The 16405-nt window shown below is 71.8% G+C and carries 15 protein-coding genes; 6 read left to right on the forward strand and 9 right to left on the reverse strand.

All coding sequences use genetic code 11. The features are described from left to right. Positions 1–38: 38 nt before the first annotated feature. From ectB to SMIR_RS29985, 3 genes are all read right to left on the reverse strand, one after another. Positions 39–1310: a diaminobutyrate--2-oxoglutarate transaminase gene (gene ectB, locus SMIR_RS29975; RefSeq protein WP_168490385.1), complete on the reverse strand. Its 1272-nt coding sequence runs from the start codon at positions 1308–1310 to the stop codon at positions 39–41. Positions 1311–1445: 135 nt separating this feature from the next. After that, on the reverse strand, positions 1446–1985 hold the full coding sequence (gene ectA / locus SMIR_RS29980) for a diaminobutyrate acetyltransferase (RefSeq protein ID WP_168490384.1): 540 nt from the start codon (positions 1983–1985) through the stop codon (positions 1446–1448). A 522-nt stretch (positions 1986–2507) separates the two neighbouring features. Beyond that, on the reverse strand, positions 2508–3608 hold the full coding sequence (locus SMIR_RS29985) for a pyridoxal-phosphate-dependent aminotransferase family protein (RefSeq protein WP_168500944.1): 1101 nt from the start codon (positions 3606–3608) through the stop codon (positions 2508–2510). Positions 3609–3843: 235 nt separating this feature from the next. Here SMIR_RS29985 and SMIR_RS29990 point away from each other — a divergent pair, with 235 nt between their 5' ends. The 5 genes from SMIR_RS29990 to SMIR_RS30010 all read left to right on the forward strand — a co-directional run bounded on the left by SMIR_RS29990 (position 3844) and on the right by SMIR_RS30010 (position 8657). Further along, the gene (locus SMIR_RS29990) at positions 3844–4692 is read left to right on the forward strand and encodes a transporter substrate-binding domain-containing protein (protein ID WP_168490383.1); all 849 of its coding nucleotides are present in this window, start codon (positions 3844–3846) and stop codon (positions 4690–4692) included. Next, positions 4689–5522: an amino acid ABC transporter permease gene (locus tag SMIR_RS29995; protein ID WP_212727608.1), complete on the forward strand. Its 834-nt coding sequence runs from the start codon at positions 4689–4691 to the stop codon at positions 5520–5522. Before SMIR_RS29990 ends, SMIR_RS29995 begins: the two co-directional genes overlap by 4 nt. Beyond that, positions 5519–6331: an amino acid ABC transporter ATP-binding protein gene (locus tag SMIR_RS30000; RefSeq protein ID WP_282190304.1), complete on the forward strand. Its 813-nt coding sequence runs from the start codon at positions 5519–5521 to the stop codon at positions 6329–6331. Before SMIR_RS29995 ends, SMIR_RS30000 begins: the two co-directional genes overlap by 4 nt. 35 nt (positions 6332–6366) lie before the next feature. Continuing rightward, the gene (locus SMIR_RS30005; RefSeq protein ID WP_168490381.1) at positions 6367–7458 is read left to right on the forward strand and encodes an amidohydrolase family protein; all 1092 of its coding nucleotides are present in this window, start codon (positions 6367–6369) and stop codon (positions 7456–7458) included. 290 nt (positions 7459–7748) lie between these two features. Further along, positions 7749–8657: an SCO1860 family LAETG-anchored protein gene (locus SMIR_RS30010; protein WP_212727609.1), complete on the forward strand. Its 909-nt coding sequence runs from the start codon at positions 7749–7751 to the stop codon at positions 8655–8657. 312 nt (positions 8658–8969) lie between these two features. On the opposite strand, the gene cobC is transcribed toward SMIR_RS30010, so the two are convergent. From cobC to cobM, 6 genes are all read right to left on the reverse strand, one after another. Continuing rightward, positions 8970–10049 (reverse strand): Rv2231c family histidinol phosphate aminotransferase CobC, encoded by a 1080-nt coding sequence (cobC, locus tag SMIR_RS30015; RefSeq protein ID WP_168490379.1) that lies wholly within the window; start codon positions 10047–10049, stop codon positions 8970–8972. Next, positions 10039–10974 carry a sirohydrochlorin chelatase gene (locus SMIR_RS30020; protein ID WP_168490378.1) on the reverse strand — a complete coding sequence of 312 codons (936 nt, stop codon included), beginning with the start codon at positions 10972–10974 and terminating at the stop codon, positions 10039–10041. The genes cobC and SMIR_RS30020 overlap by 11 nt, the downstream gene beginning before the upstream one ends. After that, the gene (locus SMIR_RS30025) at positions 10971–11555 is read right to left on the reverse strand and encodes a precorrin-8X methylmutase (protein WP_168490377.1); all 585 of its coding nucleotides are present in this window, start codon (positions 11553–11555) and stop codon (positions 10971–10973) included. The genes SMIR_RS30020 and SMIR_RS30025 overlap by 4 nt, the downstream gene beginning before the upstream one ends. A gap of 184 nt (positions 11556–11739) precedes the next feature. After that, the gene (cobJ, locus tag SMIR_RS30030; protein WP_168490376.1) at positions 11740–13473 is read right to left on the reverse strand and encodes a precorrin-3B C(17)-methyltransferase; all 1734 of its coding nucleotides are present in this window, start codon (positions 13471–13473) and stop codon (positions 11740–11742) included. Further along, positions 13470–14720: a precorrin-6y C5,15-methyltransferase (decarboxylating) subunit CbiE gene (gene cbiE, locus SMIR_RS30035; protein WP_212727610.1), complete on the reverse strand. Its 1251-nt coding sequence runs from the start codon at positions 14718–14720 to the stop codon at positions 13470–13472. Before cbiE ends, cobJ begins: the two co-directional genes overlap by 4 nt. Beyond that, on the reverse strand, positions 14717–15541 hold the full coding sequence (gene cobM / locus SMIR_RS30040) for a precorrin-4 C(11)-methyltransferase (RefSeq protein ID WP_168490375.1): 825 nt from the start codon (positions 15539–15541) through the stop codon (positions 14717–14719). The genes cbiE and cobM overlap by 4 nt, the downstream gene beginning before the upstream one ends. Before the next feature lie 119 nt (positions 15542–15660). Between cobM and SMIR_RS30045 the strand changes: the two genes are divergently transcribed. Next, positions 15661–16395, forward strand: coding sequence for a ZIP family metal transporter (locus SMIR_RS30045; RefSeq protein ID WP_168490374.1), 735 nt, complete (start codon positions 15661–15663; stop codon positions 16393–16395). Positions 16396–16405 lie beyond the last annotated feature (10 nt).

Here is a 16405-nt window from a genome sequence, read left to right on the forward strand (position 1 = left end):
AGATCTGTCGGATCTGTCGGACGTCTGCCGGATGTCTGTCAGACGGTTTCGCGTACGGCTCGGGCGAGGGTGCGCAGGCCCTCGTCGAGCTCGTCGGGGGTGATGGTGAGCGCGGGGAGGAGTTTCACGACCTCGCTCTCCGGGCCGGAGGTCTCGATGAGGAGCCCGAGTTCGAAGGCGCGCTGCGCGACGCGCCCCGCACGCTCCTTCTCGTGGAACTCAAGGCCCCAGACGAGGCCGCGGCCCCGGTACTCCTTCACGTCGGCGAGGTTCTCCTCGGTGAGGGAGATCAGCGCCTGCTCGATCTGCTCGCCGCGGGCACGGGTCTGCTTCTCCATGGCGGACCCGTCGGACCAGTACGTCTCCAGGGCCGCGGCGGCGGTGACGAACGCGGGGTTGTTGCCGCGGAACGTGCCGTTGTGCTCGCCCGGCTCCCAGATGTCCAGCTCGGGCTTGAACAGGCACAGCGACATGGGCAGTCCGTACCCGCTGATGGACTTGGACACGGTCACGATGTCGGGCACGATCCCCGCCTCCTCGAAGGAGAAGAACGCTCCCGTCCGTCCGCAGCCCATCTGGATGTCGTCGACGATGAGCAGCATGTCGCGCCGCCGGCACAGGTCGGCGAGGGCGCGCAGCCACTCGGGCCGGGCGACGTTGATGCCGCCCTCGCCCTGCACGGTCTCGACAATGACCGCGGCGGGCTGGTTGAGCCCCGACCCCTGGTCCTCGAGCAGCCGCTCGAACCAGAGGAAGTCCGGCATCTGGCCGTCGAAGTAGTTGTCGAACGGCATCGGGGTCCCGTGCACGAGCGGAATCCCGGCACCGGCCCGCTTGAAGGCGTTCCCGGTCACGGCGAGCGAGCCCAGCGACATCCCGTGGAAGGCGTTGGTGAAGGACACGATCGCCTCGCGCCCCTTCACCTTCCGCGCCAGCTTCAGCGCGGACTCGACGGCGTTGGTGCCCGTCGGCCCCGGGAACATGACCTTGTACGGCAGGTCGCGCGGCCGTAGGACGAGGTTCTGGAAGGCCTCCAGGAAGGCGCGCTTGGCGGTCGTCGACATGTCGAGGCCGTGGGTGACGCCGTCGCGCTCCAGGTAGTCGATGAGGGCCCGTTTGAGTACGGGGTTGTTGTGCCCGTAGTTCAGGGACCCCGCACCGGCGAAGAAGTCGAGGTACTCGTGTCCGTCCTCGTCGAACATCCGGCTGCCCCGGGCCCGGTCGAAGACGGTGGGCCAGCTGCGGCAGTAGCTGCGCACCTCCGACTCCAGGGTCTCGAAGACGCTCAGGTCGGGCTGGATGATGGTCACGGCGAATCGCTCCTCGGTGCGTGGGGGGAGGGAGGGGAAAGTCAGGGGAAGGCAGGGGGGAGCAGGGGGAAGGCAGGGGGATGTCCGGGTCGGCCGGGAGCCGGCCCGGGGTCAGCCGGGAGCCGACTGTCGGGGTCAGCCGGGGAGCGGACCGATCCGGTAGAGCACTTCGGGGTCGTGCGGTCCGTCCGGGAACTGCCCTGTCTCGAACAGCACTTCGCGCTCGACGCTCGCGCCGTGGCGGCGCGCGTACGAGGTGAACAGGCGCTCGGAGGCGGTGTTGCCGGGCGTGATCGTGGTCTCGACGGCGGTGATCGTCCGCTGCTCCGTGACCCGCGCGGTCAGCCCGTCGAGCAGGGCCGCGGCCAGTCCGCGTCCGCGGTGGGCGGCGTCGACGGCCACCTGCCACACGAGCAGGGTGCCCGGGCGCTCGGGCCGGACGTACCCGGTGACGAAGCCGACGGGCACGCCGTCCGCGTCGCGCGCCACCGCCGACGTGCCGGCGAAGTCACGGCACCACAGCAGATAGCTGTACGAGGAGTTCAGGTCGAGGGTTCCGGAGTCCTTGGCGATATGCCAGAGCGCGGCTCCGTCCGCCACCTTCGGACGGTCGATCCGAAGGCCCTCCGGCATTTCCAGGAATTCCGCTTGCAGGTCTGCTTGTGCGGCGGTCATGCGGATTTAATTTACCCAGGGAAATCTCAAATTGCATCGTCGGCCGGGGTTACGTACGAGGCGCCGTTGTGTTATCACGCGCCCGTGAGGGCCTGGTGCTACGCGTGGTGTAAAGGGATGGTTTGCCCGGAAAATAGGGGAGGAAGTGGACGCATTGTGGAATGCGTCACAGGCACATAATGACCACGAAACGTGCCCGAATTACGTCGGTTGGTGTTCGCGAAATCTTTGCGTTTAAGGACCGGGAAAGCGGGCAGGAGAATACGGGAAGCTAATCTTCGAGTTAATGCAAGAATAAGCATGGTGAGCGCCTCGTCAATTGATGCACGATTAAGCTCCGACAAGTCCGTCGATTCGCTCGCGCGCGATGTCCGCGTGGCCGCGGTCCGCCAGCGAACGCCCTGCGCCCCATCGGCCTCGTCCTCACGCGCCGGACGAGCTGGGGGCTTTCAGGGGCGCGCGGGGAACTGCGTGACCAGCCCCCACCCGCCCGCGGCCGACACACCCGGCTGTGAGGTACGGCTAGGACCATGCCTCCGTCGTCGCGCGGCGGGCCGCTTCCAGGTCGACCGTGAGGTCGGACTCGGCCATCGCCGCCCCCAACGCCGCGAGGCAGGAGTGCACGACCCCCGGCGTCGCATCGGGGCCGTAGTGGTTCACCCGGATCATCTCCTTCGCCAGCGCACCCCCACCCGCGACCAACGGCAACACCGGATCCGCGGCCAACGCCTTCGCGACCAACACCCCCGCATCGACCCCGGACGGCGCCCGCAACGTCGTGGCGACCGGCGCCGCGTCCACCGCCTCGTACACATACGGCTCCAGCCCGCCACCCAGAGCGACCGCCCCCGCCCGCGTGGCCTGCGCCGCCAGGGCATGGCGGCGCATCACCGCGTCGAGCCCCTCCGCCTCGATCCGCTCGACACACGCCTCCAGCGCCAGCATCTCCAGCTGCGCCGGTGCGTGCAGCAGCGCCTTGCGCCCGCCGTCGACCCACCGCTCCTTCCAGTCCAGCAGGGAGAGGTAGGACCGACGCGGCGCCCCGGGATTGGCGGCCATCCGCGCCCACGCCCGCTCGCTCACGGACACCGCCGACACCCCGGCAGGACCGCCCATCGCCTTCTGCGCCCCGATCACGCACAGGTCGACTCCCCACGCGTCCGGCAGCACCGGCTCCGCGCCGATCGAGGCGACGGCGTCCAGGTAGAACAGCGCGCCGTGCGCACGCACCACCTCGCCGATCTCCGCGACGGGGTTCGTGTTGCCCGTCGCCGCCTCCGCGTGCACCAGCGAGACGAAGTCGATCGCCGGATGCTCGGCAAAGGCGTCACGCACCTGCGCGGCCGTCACCGCCGTGTGGAACGGCACAGCGAGATCGATCACCGTCGCCCCGCAGTCCCGCAGCCAGTCCCCGAAGGTCTGCCCGTAGGGCCCGGTGATCACGTTGAGCGCGGTGGTGCCGGGCCCGGTCGTGGCGCGAATGGCACCCTCCAGGGGTAGCAGCGCCTCGCCCTGCGTGATCACGACGTCCTGCTCGGTGGAGAGCAGCCGCGCCACGCGGTCCTCGATCGCCGCGAAGTGTGCGGCGCTCAGCGGGGCGAGGTCCAGGAAGGGATGGGTCACGACGGTGCTCTCTTCGCTCACGGGTTCCGATGCGCAGCCCCGAGCGTATCCGGCGGCCTTGTCACGCCGCGGCGATCCTCGGTCGTACGGGCGGACACCCTCAGGTCGTACGGCCGGACGGCGCCGTGAGGCATGACTTCTGAGGCCGATCGGCGCAACAGCCATCGGATTGATTTGAGTGAGTCAAACCTTTCCTTATAATCAGAATCCTCCATTCCCCCCACAGGAGGTCTCCGTGAACTCGGTCCTCGGACGCCGGACGCGCATTCTGGCCGCCACCACCGCCACGGCCGGGCTGCTGCTCGTGGCCGGCTGTTCCTCGGGCGGCGGAGGCGGCCAGAGCAGTGCCAAGGGCGTTCCCCTGGTCAAGGCGGGCCAGGTCACGACCTGCACCCACCTCCCGTACCCGCCGTTCCAGTCGGAGATCAACGGCAAGGTGCAGGGCTTCGACGTCGCGCTGATCGACCTGGTCGCGGGGAACCTCGGCGTGAAGCAGGCCATCGTCGACACGCCCTTCGAGAACTTCAAGACGGGCGCGTTCCTCAACTCCGGCCAGTGCGACCTCGCCGCGGCCGGCATGACGATCACGCCGGAGCGCAAGAAGAACGTCGACTTCTCCGACCCGTACTTCGAGGCCACCCAGGCCGTCCTGGTCGACAAGAAGAGCGGCGTCGACTCCCTCGCCGACGTGAAGACCAAGGGCAAGAAGCTCGGTGCCCAGGCGCAGACGACGGGCGAGGACTACGTGCGCAAGCACGGCTACGACCCGGTCTCCTTCGAGTCCTCCGACGCGGTCCTGAGCGGCCTGCGCACCGGCCAGGTCCAGGCCGTCATCATCGACTACCCGGTCGTCCAGGGCTGGCTGAAGGACAAGGCGAACGCCGACGCCTTCAAGGTGGTCGACAACCTCAACACCGGTGAGCAGTACGGATTCACGGTCAAGAAGGGCAACACCAAGTTCCTCGCCGAGATCAACAAGGCGATCAAGCAGGCCAAGGCCGACGGCACGTACAAGAAGCTCTACGAGAAGTGGATCGGCCCGTACCCCGCGTCCGCGGCCACCGCCTCCCCGTCCGCCTCATGAGCGATGCCGACGCACGACTCCAGCCCCGCAGGTCCGGCCTGACCCGGCGCCAGAAGCGTGCCCTCTCGCGCGGCGCGCAGTACGTCGTCTTCGTCGCCACCGTGATCGCCTTCGCGCTCACGGCGGACTGGGGACGTCTGAAGAACCAGTTCGCACAGTGGGACCTGGTCAAGCAGATGTTCCCGGACGTCATCACGCTGGCGCTGAAGAACACCGTGCTCTACACGATGTCCGGTTTCGTCGTCGGTCTCGTGCTCGGCCTGGTCATCGCCCTGATGCGACTGTCCTCGGTGGGCCCCTACCGTTGGGTCGCCGGTATCTACATCGAGATCTTCCGGGGCCTGCCCGCCCTGCTGATCTTCGTCTTCGTGGGCGTCGCCGTACCGCTCGCGTTCCCGGGCACGGAGATCCCCGGCGGCACCTACGGCAAGGTGGCGCTCGCGCTCGGCCTGGTCTCGGCCGCGTACATGGCCGAGACGATCCGCGCGGGCATCCAGGCGGTGCCCAAGGGGCAGATGGAGGCGGCCCGTTCGCTGGGCTTCTCGCACGCCCGGGCCATGGTCTCGATCATCATCCCGCAGGCGTTCCGCATCGTGATCCCGCCGCTCACCAACGAGCTTGTCCTCCTCTTCAAGGACTCCTCGCTGGTGCTCTTCCTCGGGGTCACCCTGGAGGAGCGCGAACTCACCAAGTTCGGGCGCGACCTGGCGAGCCAGACCGCCAACTCCACACCGATCCTGGTCGCGGGCCTGTGCTACCTGCTCGTCACCGTGCCGCTCGGATTCGTCGTACGCCGCCTGGAGGCCAAGGCCGGGGAGGCCACCAAGTGACCAGCACCAGCAGTACCGGCAGTACCGGCACCGGCACTCCAGAGATCGACGTCCGGGACCTGCACAAGTCCTTCGGCGACAACGACGTCCTGCGCGGTATCGACCTGGAGATCGGACAGGGCGAGGTCGTCTGCGTCATCGGACCCTCCGGCTCCGGCAAGTCCACCCTGCTCCGCTGTGTGAATCTCCTGGAGGAACCCACCAAGGGGCAGGTCTTCGTCGGCGGTACCGAGGTCACCCACCCCGATGTCGACATCGACGCCGTACGCCGCCGGATCGGGATGGTCTTCCAGCAGTTCAACCTCTTCCCGCACCTGTCGGTGACCGAGAACCTCACGCTCCCGCAGCGCCGGGTGCTGAAGCGGGACAAGGAGGCCGCGGCCCAGGTCGCCGCCGAGAACCTGGCACGGGTGGGTCTGTCCGAGAAGGCCGACGCCTACCCCTCCTCCCTCTCCGGCGGCCAGCAGCAGCGCGTCGCGATCGCCCGCGCGCTCGCCATGGGCCCCGAGGTGATGCTCTTCGACGAGCCGACCTCGGCGCTCGACCCGGAGCTCGTCGGCGACGTACTCGCCGTCATGCGCAGGCTCGCCCACGAGGGCATGACGATGATGGTCGTCACCCACGAGATGAGCTTCGCGCGCGAGGTCGCCGACCGGGTCGTCTTCATGGACGGTGGCGTGATCGTCGAGGACGGCGCCCCCGCGCAGGTCATCGGCAACCCGAGCCACGAGCGCACCCGCCACTTCCTGTCCCGGCTGCTGGACCCGGCGATGGCGGACGTGGAGGAAGACACCGAAAAGGGCCCGTAGCGTCTCGCCGTTCGGCACGAATTAGGGTGCGGTGCATGAGCGATCGCGCGGTGCTGCACGTGAAGGGACGGGTGCTCGTCGGGCCCGACGACGTCCGGGACGAACTGTGGGTCGTCGGCGGGAGGATCTCCTACGAGCGTCCCGCCGGCGCCCGTGACATCCGTACCGTCGAGGGCTGGGCCCTCCCCGGCCTCGTCGACGCGCACTGCCATGTCGGCCTCGACGCGCACGGGCCCGTCCCCGACGACGTCTCCGAGAAACAGGCGCTCACCGACCGCGAGGCCGGCACCCTCCTCATCCGGGACGCGGGCTCGCCCTCCGACACCCGCTGGATCGACGACCGCGCCGACCTACCGAAGATCATCCGAGCGGGCCGGCACATCGCCCGCACCCGCCGCTACATCCGCAACTACGCGCACGAGATCGAGCCGGACGACCTGGTCGCGTACGTCGCCCAGGAGGCCCGGCGCGGCGACGGCTGGGTGAAACTGGTCGGCGACTGGATCGACCGCGAGACGGGCGACCTCAGCGCCTGCTGGCCGCGCGAGGCCGTTGCGGCGGCGATCGCCGAGGCACACCGCCTCGGCGCACGGGTGACCGCGCACTGCTTCGCGGAGGACTCGCTCAGGGACCTGGTCGAGGCGGGCATCGACTGCGTCGAGCACGCGACCGGTCTGACCGAGGAGACGATCCCCCTCTTCGCCTCCCGTGGGGTCGCGATCGTCCCCACGCTCGTCAACATCGCCACCTTCCCGCAGCTCGCCGCCGGGGGAGAGACGAAGTTTCCGCGCTGGTCGGCGCACATGCGGGCACTGCACGAACGCCGCTACGACACCGTGCGCGCCGCCTACGACGCCGGAGTCCCGGTCTATGTCGGCACCGACGCGGGTGGTTCGCTGGCCCACGGTCTGGTGGCCGGCGAGGTCGCCGAACTCGTCACCGCGGGCATCCCGCCGGTCGAGGCGCTGTCCGCGACGGCCTGGGGTGCCCGGCGGTGGCTCGGGCGGCCGGGACTGGACGAGGGCGCGCCCGCCGACCTCGTGGTGTACGAGGGGGATCCGCGCGCGGACGTACGGGTGTTGGCGGCTCCGCGCCGGGTGGTCCTGAACGGGCGGGTCGTGGGCTAGCGGTGGAGAGGTCGTCGGGCGTCCGGGCGCCCGGTTGACGGAGCGTTACGCGTCCGCCGGTCGCCTCGTTACGCACCACCGTGCGCGCTCCGGAGCGTCGACCGGCGTGTTCGGGCAGGGCAGTTGAGTGGGTGACGGTGGGGAACATGCGTGCCCAGCTGTGTCGTGAGATTCGAACGAACTCCCGGAAACCCCACGTTGGAGTGAAGTCACGTCAGGTTGCTGACTGTTCACTCTCGGTGCGTAATTCTTGCCGGGTCCCAAGCTGTTCTCTCCTGGGGGTCCCACCCTTGAACGCCAACACCAGCTTCCGCATGCCCGTACGCCGTTTCACCGCCGGCGCGGCGGCCACCGTCCTCGCCGCCGGTCCGGTGGTGCTGGCCGGTGCGGGTTCCGCGCACGCGAGCGCCGACCACGGTCGCGCGAGCGCCGTCGTGCTGCGCACCGGGCTCGACGTGTCCCTGCTCAACAAGACCGTGAACGTCCCGCTCGCGGTCTCCCTCAACGAGGTGCGGGCGCCGCAGAGCGCCGAGCGGACCGCGCTGACGGCGAGGCTGGACGGGGTCGACGGTGGGCAGCCGTTCAGTGTGCTGCGGGCGGATGCCGCCTCCGCGAAGGCGACGGTGTCCGCGTCGGGGGCCGAGGCGTCCACGAACCTCACCCATGCGCGGATCCATGTCCCCGGGCTGCCGTTGCTGTCCCTCGTCGAGGTCGGGCAGGTGACCTCGAAGGCGACCTGTGAGACGGGTCGCAAGCCCGTGGCGTCCGCCACCCTTCTGGGCGGGGTGACCGTTCTCGGCAAGAAGGTGACGCTGACGGTGGGCGGTCCGACGGAGGTGAAGGTGCCGGGGGTCGGTGAGGTCCGGCTCGACTTCTCCAGGACGCGGACCACGTCCCGCACGGCGGCCGCGTCCGCGCTCGAACTCAAGGTCTCCGTCAACCCGTTGAAGCTGAACGTGGCGGATGTGGAAGGCACCCTGACCCTGGGGTCCGTCACCTGCGAGACCCCGGCCGCGCCCGCTGTCTCCGTGTCTGCCCCCGCCTCCGCCCCCGACATCAAGCCCCAGGGGGGACCGGCGGAGTCGGGCCTCGCCGAGACCGGTGGTGCGTCGACGACTCCGTACGTGGTGGGTGGCGCGGTCGTGCTCCTGGCCGCGGGCGGAGCGGCCGTCGCCCTGGCCCGCCGCCGCCACTCATGACCCCCTGGCGGGTGCGTTCTTCGACTGCGGGCCGGTGGGGACTGGTCGCGCGGTTCCCCGCGCCCCTGAGGCGGGGGCTTCGCCCCGCATCCTCCGCCCGCCCGGATTCGTTCGGCCGCGGGCCGGTGGGGGCTGGTCGCGCAGTTCCCCGCGCCCCTGAAAGCCTCGACCCCGGCGCGCATCTTTCAGCCCGTCCGGCGTTTGAGGACGAGGCCGTTCAGGCCGACGCGGGGGTCTGGGGGCTCAGCCCCCAGGTACGGATGGGACGGGTAGGGGCGGCGGGGGCGAGGAACCCCCGTGCCGCACCCACCTTCATCCCCCAGCCACAACCATCGCCCGGTCCAACGCCTGGAGGAACCCATTGACGGTGGCCCGGTCACGCACGGCCAGGCGGAGCCAGTCGTCCCCCAGCCCCGGAAACGTGTCCCCACGCCGCACCGCGAACCCGAGCCCCCGCAACTGACGCCGCACCACCACCGCCCGAGGCAGCCGAATCAGCACGAACGGCCCCTCGGCGGGTTCGACGACCCGCAACCCGTCGGGCTCGAACTCCCTGAGCCCCGCGACGAGATGGGCCCGGTCGGAGCCGACCCGCCGAGCCGCGTGGGCGGCCTCCGCGAGCGCCCGGGGCGACACGCACACCTCGGCCGCCGCGAGGGCGGGCGTGGAGACGGGCCAGAGCGGCTGCGCACGGGACAGCTCACGGACCGTGTCGGGCGCGGCCAGGACGTACCCGATCCGCAACCCCGCCAGCCCCCACGTCTTCGTGAGGCTGCGCAGCACGACAAGCCCGGGAATGTCCGTCCGCCCGGCCAGCGCCTCCCGCTCACCCGGCACCGCGTCCATGAACGCCTCGTCGACCACCAATGTCCGCCCGGGCCGGGCGAGCGCGGCGATCGCGGCCGCCGGGTGCAGCACGGACGTCGGATTGGTCGGGTTGCCGATCACGACGAGGTCCGCGTCCTCGGGTACGGCCGCGGGATCCAGCCGAAAGCCGTCCGACTCACGCAACAGCACCCGGTCGACCGTGTGGCCGGCATCCCGCAGCGCCGCCTCCGGCTCGGTGAACTGCGGGTGGACCACCACCGGCTGACGGACCTTCAGCGCGCGGGCCAGCAGCACGAACGCCTCCGCCGCCCCCGCCGTCAGCAGCACCCGCTCCACCGGCACCCCGTGCCGCGCCGCCACCGCGGCCCGCGCGGCCCGCCCGTCCGGGTAGGCCGCGAGCCCGTCCAGTGACGCGGCGACGTGCTCGCGCAACCACGCCGGAGGCGTGTCCGCACGGACGTTCACCGCGAGATCGGTGAGTGCCGAGCCGTCGTCCCGCACCTCGGCGTCCCCGTGGTGCCGCAGATCGTGCGCGTCGCCCCCGTGCACGCCCTCAGTGCGCATGCGCGTGCCCGCCGTGGTGGTGCCCGTGGTGGTGTCCGTCGTGGTGGTGCCCGTCGTCGTCCGGGTGGAAGTGCGGCTGCTGGGGGAGGCCCACCTTGTCCTCGAAGCCGGGCAGCGCGATGCGGTAGACACAGGAGTCGCAGTTCATCCGCAGGTCGCCCTTGACGGCCTCCCGGTACCGCTCCATGACCAGGTCGAGCAGCTCCGGCTCGGGTCCGATGACCTCGGCCGACCGCACCTCGACGTCCGGGTGCGCGGCCGCCCAGCCCTCGGTCTGCTGCCGCACCCGGTCGGGGAGGATGCCGGTGAACAGGAAGTACGGCAGCACCACGACCCTCCGCGCGCCCAGCTTCACACAGCGGTCCAGACCCGACGGGACGTCCGGCGCCGCCAGCGACACGAACGCCGTCTCGACGCCCGCGTACCCACGCCCCTCCCACAGCAGCCGCGCCGCCTTGTGCACCTCGGCGTTGGCGTCCGGGTCGGTGGAGCCGCGCCCGACGAGCAGCACGGTGACGTCGGACCGGTCCTCCGGCGTACGGGCCGCGGAGCCGAGCGCCTCGTCCAGTCGCCGTTCGAGCACCGCCAGCAGCGACGGGTGCGGGCCCAGCGGGCGCCCGTACGTGTACGAGATCCCGGGGTGCCGCTCCTTCTCGCGGGCCAGCGCCGCCGGGATGTCCCCCTTGGCGTGCCCGGCGGACACCAGCATCAGCGGCACTGCGGCGAACCGGCGTACCCCCTGCTCGACCAGTTCGGTCACGGCGTCACCCAGCGGCGGCGGCGACAGTTCGATGAACCCTCCGGCGACGGGCAGTTCGGGGTGACGGCGGCCGAGCTCCCGTACGAAGTCGCGGAAGGCCTCGGCTCCGGCCTCGTCCCGGGTGCCGTGTCCGGCGATGAGCAGGGCGGGGGGCGGGGTGGTCACGAAAACTCCTTGGTCACGGGGTGGTACAGCAGGGCGTTGAGCGCGGCGGCGGCGACCGCCGAGCCGCCCTTCTCGGACACGTTGCTGACGGCGGGCAGTCCGCTCTCGCGCAGCGCGGCCTTGGACTCGGCAGCGCCGACGAAGCCGACGGGCAGCCCGATGACGAGCGCCGGGTCGGCGTCGAGCGTCAGCAGCTCCTCCAGCGCGGTCGGCGCACAGCCGATCACCCACAGCGCGCCGGGCCCGACGTCCTCGTGGGCGAGCCGGATCGCGTGGGCCGAACGGGTCAGCCCCGGGCCGGACTTGGCGTCCCTGAGGCGGCAGACGGTGTCGCGGCGCGTGATGCCCGCCGCGACCATCTCCACGTCCACCACGACCGGCGCCCCGGCGTGCAGCGCCGCGTGCGCCTTCGCCAGGGCGCCCTCGTCGGTGACGAGGTCGGCCGCGTAGTCGAGGTCGGCCGCGGAGTGGACGACCCGCTCCACGACCGCCCGCGTCAGCGGCGGGAAGTGAGAGGTGTCCAGGCGGGCACGCAGCCGCCGGAAGGACTCCTGCTCGATCGGGTGAATCACGCGGTTCACCGGGCCTCCCGGTGGTAACGTCGCCGCGTGCTGAGCGAGAACCAAGCCAGCACAGCAGCCTCCAATCCTTGGGGAAACCGGGCTGGTTCCAACCCGGCTGGTGTTGATCGCGGAAGACTCGATCGTTCGCCGAGCGACCGAGCAGCGTGAGCCAGGAATCCTCCTCGTTCGCGAGGAGGAGGGTTCAATTGGGCTCCTCCTGCCAGCGGTAGCCGCGCGGTGTCACCATGCGCCCGGCGATCTCCCGCGTCGCCGTGTTGCCCACGGTCACGACGGTCATCATGTCGACGATCGCCGGATCCAGGGACCCCAGCGACGTCACCCGGCTCGATTCGTCCGGCCGGGAGGCGTTGCGGACGACCCCGACCGGCGTCGTCGGTTCCCGGTGCTCGGCGAGGATCGCGAGCGCCTTCGGGAGCTGCCAGTCGCGGCCCCGGCTGCGCGGGTTGTAGAACGTCACCACGATGTCCGCCTCGGCCGCCGCCCGCACCCGGCGCTCGATGACCTCCCACGGTGTGTGCAGGTCGGAGAGGCTGATCGACACGTGGTCGTGGCCCAGCGGCGCGCCCAGGATCGCCCCGGCGGCGAGCGCGGCGGTCACGCCCGGCACCCCGACCACGTCGATGTCGTCGGACGCCTCGGCCAGCGCCGGTGACGCCATCGCGTACACGCCCGCGTCTCCGCTGCCGATCAGCGCGACGGCATGCCCGCGCCGCGCCTCGGCCACCGCCGTGCGCGCCCGCTCCTCCTCGGCTCCGAGCCCGGACTCCAGGATCCGGGTGCCGGGGCGCAGCAGATCGCGGATCTGGTCGACGTACTGGTCGAGCCCGACGAGCACGGACGCCCGCCGCAGTTCCTCCTTCGCCCGCGGGGTGAGCAGGTCACGGGCGCCGGGACCGAGCCCGACGACCGCGAGCCGCCCGCGTGCCACGCGGCGCACGACGGCACAGGTGGCCATCGCGGGCTGCCCGTCCGCACGCGTCGACTTCCGCTTGGGTACGAGGAGTTCACCGCCGCGTACGAGGGCGGCGGCCTCCGCCACGGACGGGGTGCCGACGGCGGTGAGCGGCGCGTCCGAGGGGTTCGGCACGTCCACCGTCGCCAACTCCTCGGCGGTGTACGTCACCACGGGCACCCCGAGCCGTCCGGCGGCCTCGACGATGCCGGGCTCCTCGGCCTTGGCGTCTACGGTGGCCAGCTCCGCGACGGACCTCGGGGACAGCCCGGCGTCACGGAGCACGTCCTCGACGAGACCGAGGACCTCCGCCACCGGGGCGCCCTTGGACGCGCCGACCCCCACCACCAGAGAGGGTGGCCGCAGCAGCACTTCGCGCTCGCCGGGCGCCACGGCCCGGTCGGTGACACGAATGCCGTACGCGCCCTCCGCCGCGATCGGCAGGGGCGGTAGCGGCCACGCCAACTCGGCCCGCAGGGCGACGGGTTCGCCGTCCAGCAGCGCCCGGGTGACCGCGGCGACCTCCCCCTCCACGGGGAAGCCGAGCGTGTCGAGTCCCGGCACTCCGACCGCGTCCGTCGCCGTCGTCACCACCGGCTCGGCCCCGAGCAACTCGCCCACCTCGCGGGCTAGTTCATTGGCGCCACCGCCATGACCGCCGACGAGCGAAACGGCGAACCGCCCGCCCTCGTCCACGCACACGACCCCCGGGTCGGACGTCTTGTCGCCCAGCAGCGGCGCGATCAGCCGCACCACCGCGCCCGTGGCGAGGAAGCACACCAACTGGTCGCACTCCGCGAAGGCCCGCCGCACGGCGTCCCCGACGGACTCGGCGGACGCGGCCCCGGCGGACCCAGCGGATCCGGCGGACCAGTCGTACACCCGCGTACGGGTGGGCCAGGCCGCGGCCAGCCGGTCACGGGCCGCCGCGCCCGCCGCCGTGGCGGAAATCAGGCCGATCACTGGAGGACTCCTTCGGTACGCGCCGGAGGCCGGACGCCCCACAGCAGAAAAACCGGGTTGGTGGCCGCGAGCCGGGTGACGTTCCCGGGCAGCGGCGCGAGCCGGGAGGACTGCAGCAGTACGCCGTCGCAGTCGAACCCGGCGGCGGTGAGCGCCTCCCGGGCCGCCGGCACCCGGTCGAGCGCGGCCATGGCGACGACAACGGCCCGCCGGGCCCGCCGTGCGCAGACGGTCACGATGGCGGGCAGCTCGCGCCCCCCGCCGCCGATGAACACGGCGTCCGGATCGTCCAGGTCGGACAGCACGGTCGGCGCGGCCCCGTGCACCACCCGGACGTCGACGCCGTGCGCCTCGGCGTTGGCGAGGATCCGGTCACAGCCGTCCCGTGTCTTCTCGATCGCGGTGACGGCGGCCCCGAACCGCGCGCACTCGACGGCGACGGACCCGGAGCCCGCGCCGACGTCCCAGACCAGCTCGCCGAGGCGCGGCCCGAGCCGGGCCAGTGCCAGCGCCCGCACCTCGAACTTGCTGATCATCGAGTCGCGGTGGGCGAACTCGCGCTCGTCCAGGGCCCACCGGTCGGGTCCGGCCGGGGGACCGGCGACCGTCCGCACGGGGGCGAGGACCCGCGACTCGTCGAGGCACAGGACGACACTCACGGCCGTACCCCAGTCGCGGGCCGCGGCCTGAGCCGGGGTGACCCGCTCCACGCGCTCGTGCCCGGGGTCCCCGAGGGCGCTCGCCACGACGAGGACGCGCCCGGCGGAGCGGTGGGCGAGGGCGGCGCCCAGCTCGGCGGGCCCGGAGCCGGGCCCGGTCAGCACCGCCACCTTCGGGTGGGAGCGGCAGACCTGGACGGCCGTGCGCAGCGCGCGCCCGTGGGCGCTCACCACCACCGCGTCGTCCCAGGGCAGCCCGAGCCGCGCGAAGGCGGTCGCGACGGACGAGACACCGGGGCGCACGTCGAGCCGCTCGGCCCCGAACCGCTCGGCCAGCGCCCGCACGATGCCGAAGAACCCGGGGTCACCGGAGGCGAGCACGACGACGCGCCGCTCCTTTTCCAGGCATCCCTCGATCGCGTCGAGAGCGGGCGCGAGCGGCCCCAGGACGATCCGCTCCACCGCGTCGGGCAGCCGCGCCGCCGCAAGGTGCCGTCGGGCGCCCACGACGAGCCCGGCGTCGGCCAGCGCGTCCGAGGCGTCCGTGGGAAGCGGTGCCCCCGTCCCCGTACCGAAGACGGTGATCACGACGGACTGCCCTTGCGGGCCGCGCGCAGCTCCGCGCGCGCCTGCGGATCGGCCCTGCGGAAGCCGTGGAAGTGACCGGGATGGTAGAGGTGCGAGCGGGTGCCGGTCGCGTCGAGGGCGGGGCCGACCAGGAAGAGGGTGTGCTTCCAGAGCTTGTGCTCCTTGACGGTCTCCTCCAGCGTCTCGATCGTGCACTTCACGATCAGTTCCTCCGGCCAGGTCGCCTGGTAGGCGACCACGACCGGCGTGGACGTCGGATAGCCGCCCTCCAGCAGCTCCCGTACGAGCTGTCCGCTGCGGGCGGCCGACAGGAACAGCGCCATGGTCGTGCCGTGCCGTGCGAACTCCCGCACCTCCTCGCCGGGCGGCATGGGCGTCTTGCCGCCGCCGAGCCGGGTGAGGATCACGGACTGCGCGACCTCGGGGATCGTCAGCTCGCGCTGGGCGAGCGCGGCCACGGCGGAGAAGGAGGAGACGCCGGGAATGATCTCGGTCTCGACGCCGAGGTCCGCACACCGGTCCAGCTGCTCCTGCGTGCCGCCCCACAGGGCCGGGTCGCCGGAGTGGATGCGGGCCACCTTCAGCCCCGCCGCCGCCGCCCGCTCGTACACGGCCACGACGTCCTCCAGGGACATCGTCGCCGAGTCCAGGATCTCCGTCCCCTCGCGCGCGTGCTCGAGGACCTCGGCCTGCACCAGGCTGGCCGCCCAGATCACGACGTCGGCCTCGGCGATGGCGCGCGCGGCGCGGAACGTCAGCAGGTCGGCGGCGCCGGGCCCTGCCCCGACGATGGTCACCTTGCCGGTGGGGGCATCGGCCATGGGAATCGGTCCTCTCCTACGGATGTATCGGGTGTTGCGAGAAGTCAGTGGGCGCGTCGGTGGGCACGAGGTTGTCGCCGGATGTGCGCGAACGGGGTGCGATCGGATACGAAGGGCTCATGGCGGTCTTCGTCGCGCTCGGCGCGTTCCTGATGACGCTGGCCGGCGGCTGGACGGCACAGCGGGTCACCGACCGCCGCCACCTGGTGCTGGGCCTGGCGGGCGGGCTGATGCTCGGCGTGGTCGGCCTGGATCTGCTCCCGGAGGCGCTGAACGCGGCGGGCGAGGAGGTGTTCGGCGTACCGGCCGCCCTGCTGCTGTTCGTCGCCGGGTTCCTGTTGGCCCATTTGGTGGAACGTCTGCTGGCCGCCCGGCAGGCCGCGCACGGCGGCGAGGAGCACGACGGACGCGCGCCCGAGGTGGGCCTGACGGCCGCCGCGGCGATGGTCGGGCACAGCGCCATGGACGGCGTCGCGATCGGCGCCGCCTTCCAGGTCGGCGGCGGCATGGGCCTGGCGGTCGCGCTCGCGGTGATCGCCCATGACTTCGCGGACGGCTTCAACACGTACACGATCACGAGCCTGTACGGGAACGCGCGCCGCAAGGCGATCACGATGCTGTTCGCGGACGCGGTGGCCCCGGTGATCGGCGCCGCCTCGACCCTGTTCTTCACCATCCCGGAGCGAGCGCTCGGCGGCTATCTCGGCCTCTTCGGCGGCGTACTCCTGTACCTGGCCGCCGCCGAGATCCTCCCCGAGGCGCACCACGAGCACCCGGCCCGCTCGACCCTGCTGTGCACGATCGCGGGAGCGGGGTTCATCTGGCTGGTGGTGGGTCTCGCCGGAAGCGGGTGACTTTCCGGGG

This window comes from Streptomyces mirabilis, from assembly GCF_018310535.1.
GTDB lineage: Bacteria > Actinomycetota > Actinomycetes > Streptomycetales > Streptomycetaceae > Streptomyces.